Annotated in this window: 3 protein-coding genes and 1 pseudogene; 3 read left to right on the forward strand and 1 reads right to left on the reverse strand. The window is 75.5% G+C overall.

The window, feature by feature from the left end; genetic code table 11:
- Positions 1–14: 14 nt before the first annotated feature.
- The gene (locus IH13_RS0130795) at positions 15–1,049 is read right to left on the reverse strand and encodes a PucR family transcriptional regulator (RefSeq protein WP_031089436.1); all 1,035 of its coding nucleotides are present in this window, start codon (positions 1,047–1,049) and stop codon (positions 15–17) included.
- Between the two features lie 188 nt (positions 1,050–1,237).
- Here IH13_RS0130795 and IH13_RS0130800 point away from each other — a divergent pair, with 188 nt between their 5' ends.
- From IH13_RS0130800 to IH13_RS0130810, 3 genes and pseudogenes are all read left to right on the forward strand, one after another.
- Entirely contained in the window at positions 1,238–2,134 is an 897-nt protein-coding gene (locus IH13_RS0130800; RefSeq protein ID WP_031089438.1) for an alpha/beta hydrolase, read from the forward strand.
- Between the two features lie 77 nt (positions 2,135–2,211).
- The gene (locus tag IH13_RS0130805) at positions 2,212–4,050 is read left to right on the forward strand and encodes an ABC transporter ATP-binding protein (protein WP_031089440.1); all 1,839 of its coding nucleotides are present in this window, start codon (positions 2,212–2,214) and stop codon (positions 4,048–4,050) included.
- Positions 4,047–4,332 (forward strand): annotated as a pseudogene (locus tag IH13_RS0130810) (ABC transporter ATP-binding protein); the annotation flags it as partial. The gene IH13_RS0130805 and the pseudogene IH13_RS0130810, both read left to right, overlap by 4 nt.

Here is a 4,332-nt window from a genome sequence, read left to right on the forward strand (position 1 = left end):
GGCGGGCGGCTTCCTCAGTCGTCCAGCAGCCGCCACGCGGTGAGGGCGAGCCTGGCCCGGACCAGCCCGGTGGGCTCGGTGAGTTCGATGTCCAGGGCCTGGGCGAGCTGTTCGAGCCGCCGGGCGACGCTGCTGTGGTGCAGATGCAGGAGGTCGGCGGCCCGCCGCTGCGAGCCGGTGGCGCAGTAGGCCTCCAGCGTCTCCAGGTCCCCCGGGTTGCCGGCGAGGCGGGCGACGGCGGCCACATCGGCGTTCTCCCGCGCGGCCTCGCCCGGTACCTCGGCGAGCAGGGCCAGCGCCCCGAGGTCGTCGTGGAGGACGACCGGCCGGTGCGCGGTGGTGAAGCGGAGCGCGGTACGGGCCTCGCGCCACGACCGGCCGGGGCCGCCGGCGGAGCCGACACCGGCGCGTACACCCGCGGGGAACCGGTCGTGGTCCACGGAGGTGGCCAGGACGACGCCCACATCGGCGAGGAGGGCCGCCTTCACCGGGCGGCCCGGGCACACCAGACCCGCGACCCGGTCGAGCGGGAGCGTCGAGCGTACGGCGACGACACGGACCGGCCGGGCGGCGGAGAAGCCCAGGAGGCGCAGCGCCCGGGCCTTGGCCGCCTCGTCGCTGTCGGAGCTGACCACCAGCTCGACCAGGGCGGGGTCGGCCATGGTGGTGCGGGCCGGGCCGTACCGCTCGATGCCGGCCGCGGCGGCGAGGGCGAACCGGTCCAGCAGCACCTCGTCGAGCGGGCTCGGCGGGCCGGGGCGTTCCAGCCACACCGTGCCGATCTCCTCCTCGTCGAGGGTGATCGGTGCCGTGCTGGACGCGGGCGCCGGCGGACCGGGCGCCTCCCTGCCGTCGGGCGCGATGCGGATCACCCGCTCCGCGCCGTGGAGCCGGATACCGGCCACGCACTCGGCCAGCCCCGCGGACGCCCGGGCGAGCGCCGGGAGGTCCACCCGCCGGCGCATCAGCGTGTCGTAGAACGCGACGACGCGGATCGCGCCCCCGATGTACGGGTCCAGCCCCGACAGCCGTACGGCAAGTGCCTCCATGGCAAGCAGGGTAACGACCCGCCCCCCTCGCCCTCCCGTACCAGGACGCAGGGGCCGTACCGTGCTCACCGGCGGCGTACGCCCGCAGCCGCCCGTGGCCCTCGCGCGCCAACCGGTGCGCGGAACGGGCGAGTTGCCCGACGCCTGGCGGGTGACCCCCGGGGGGCGCGGCCGTCAGGCTGGTGCTCATGGACCCCGAACTCGAACCCTTCGTACCCCTGCTCCCCCGGGTGGACCTGACCGACCCGGTGGCCGAGCGCAAGATCTTCGCGGAGATGGCCGCCGCCGCACCGCCGTGGGACACCTCGACGCTGGAGGTCGAGGACCGCACCGTGCCCGCCGAACCGGACGTGGCGGTCCGGATCTACCGGCCGCAGCAGGCGCGGGGTGCCGTCGTCTGGCTGCGCGGCGGCGGCTTCGTCTTCGGCGACCTGGACACCGACCGCCCGTGGGCCGGCCGGATCGCCGAGGGCTCCGGCGCGGTGGTGATCTCGGTCGGTTACCGCCGGTCCCCCGAGAACCGGTTCCCGGCCGCCCTGGACGACGCCTGCGCGGCGCTGGCCTGGGTGGCCGGCCACGCGGCCGAACTCGGCGTCGAACCCGACCGGATCGCGGTCGCCGGGCACAGCGCCGGTGCGGGACTCGCGGCGGCGGTGGCCCTGCGGACGCGTGACCGGCAGGGGCCCCCGATCCGCTTCCAGCTGCTCAACGAGCCGGGGCTGGACGACCGCCAGGAGACCTGGTCCCAGCGGAACTTCACCGACACGCCCTGGCACGACCGCGGCACCCTCACCCAGGTGTGGCGGCACTACCTGGGCTCCCAGCCCGCCACCCCGTACGCCGCCCCGGCGCGGGCGGCCGACCTCTCCGGGCTGCCCCCGGCGTACATCGCCACCGCGGAGCTCGACCCGCTCCGTGACGAAGCCGTCGACTACGCGATGCGCCTGCTCCGGTCGGGCGTCTCCGTCGAACTGCACCAGTGGCCCGGCACCTTCCACGGATCGCAGGCGATCCTCTCCGCCGAGGTGTCGCAGCGGCAGGTCGCCGGCATCTGCGGGGCCCTGCGCCGCGCCCTGGCCGACTGAGGCCGTCACGGCCCGACCGGCCGGACACGGCCGCCCGGGGCCCGGTCCCGACACGACTCACGAAGACGGGGAGAACCATGACCACCACCGACCTCGCCAGGGCGAGGGAGCGGTCCACACCACCACCCGAGGCCGGCCCCCCGGCCATGGAGGGCGGAGCGGGGCTGCTGCGCCCGCACATCGGCGGGTTCGCCGCCGTCGTGATCCTCCAGGTCGTCGGCGCCGTCGCCGGACTGGCGCCGCTGCTGGCGGTCGTCGAGCTCGGCCGTGCCCTGCTGGCCCCCGGCCCGGCCGACCACGGCCACGTGTGGACCGTCGTGGCCGCGGGTGCGGCCGGGCTGTTCGTCCGGCTGCTCTTCACTGCCGCGTCCTCCGGGATCGGGCACGTCCTCGACGGCAGGGTGCAGCTGACGTTCCGCCGGCGACTGGCCGCGCGGCTGGGGCGGGTGCCGATCGGGTGGTTCTCCGGGCGCCGGACCGGCGAGCTGGCCAAGGTGGTGGGGGAGGATGTCAGCGCGGTACACCCGTTCATCGCGCACACCCCCGGCGAACTCGTCTCCGCCTTCGTCGTCCCGCTGGTGTCGCTCGTCTACCTGTTCACCGTCGACTGGCGGCTCACCCTGATCACGCTCGCACCGGTGCTGCTGGCCGTGGCGCTGGTCCCGCTGATGATGACCCCGGCCCGGCAGCGGGAGCAGCAGGAGTTCGACGGCGCCATGGGGCGGATCTCCAGCTCCGTCGTCGAGTTCGTACGGGGGATCTCGGTCGTCAAGGCGTTCGGCGGCTCCGGGCGGGCCCACCGCGCGTTCCTCACGGCCGCCGACGACTTCGTCGACACCTTCCACCGGTGGGTGCGGGGCCTCTCCCGGATCGCCGCGGGCATGCAGCTCGTGCTGTCGCCGCCGTTCGTGCTGCTGGTCGTCCTGACCGGCGGGGCCGCTCTGATCACCCGTGCGGAGATGCCCCCGGCCGACCTGCTCCCCTTCCTGCTGCTCGGCCTGGGCCTGACCGCCCCGGTGGCCGCCCTCGGCCACGGCTTCGACGAGACGCAGGCCGCGGCCCGCGCGGTCGGCCGGATCCGGGACGTCCTCGCGGTGGAGCCGCTGCCGGAGCCCGCGCACCCGGCCGCGCCCCGGGGGCACCGGGTGGAGCTGCGCGACGTCCGCTTCGGGTACACGGACGGGCACGAGGTGCTGCGCGGTGTCGACCTGGTGCTGGAGCCGGGGACCGTCACCGCGCTCGTCGGGCCCTCCGGAAGCGGGAAGTCCACGCTGGTCCAGCTGCTGCCCCGGTTCTTCGACCCGACCCACGGTTCGGTCGTCCTCGGCGGCGTCGACCTGCGTGAGCTCGGCAGCCGGCAGCTCCACCGCACCGTCTTCTTCGTCTTCCAGGACGTCCAGCTGCTGCGCGCGTCGGTCGCGGACAACATCGCGCTGGCGGTGCCGCACGCCGACCGCGACGACGTGGTGCGCGCCGCCCGGCTGGCGTGCGTCCACGACCGCGTCCTCGAACTGCCCCGCGGCTACGACTCGGTGATCGGCCAGGACGCCGGACTGTCGGGCGGTGAGGCGCAGCGGATCGCCCTCGCCCGCGCGCTGCTCGCCGACACCCCCGTGCTGGTCCTCGACGAGGCGACCGCGTTCGCCGACCCGCAGACCGAACAGGCGGTGCGCCGGGCCCTGGCGGCGCGGGGAGGCGAACGCACCGTCCTGGTCATCGCCCACCGCCTGGAGACGATCGCCGGTGCCGACACCGTCGTCGTGCTGGACGACGGGGTGGTCGTCGAACGCGGCAGCCCCGCCGGACTCCTGGCACGGGACGGGAGATTCGCCGCGTTCTTCCGGTCGCACCGTTCGGCGCTCGCCGAGGACACCGAAGCCCACGGGGGCGTACCGCGAGGAGACGAGGACCGATGATCCGCCTGCTGCTGCGCGTGCTGGGGCACGAGCACACCCGGCCGTTGCGACGCACCGTCGCCCTGATGACGGCGACCGCGGTGACCGAGGGCCTGTCCTACGCCCTGCTGGTGCCCGTGCTGCGGGCCCTGTTCGGGAGCACGCCCGAGGACGCCTGGCCCTGGCTGACCGGCTTCGGCGCCGCCGTCGCGTGCTACGCGGTGCTGCGCTACGTCAGCGACCTGTCCGGCTTCCGCGTCGGGGCCTCGCTGCTGCGGGGCCTCTACCACCGACTCGGCGGCC

Source organism: Streptomyces sp. NRRL WC-3549 (genome assembly GCF_000721935.1).
Taxonomy (GTDB): Bacteria; Actinomycetota; Actinomycetes; order Streptomycetales; family Streptomycetaceae; genus Streptomyces.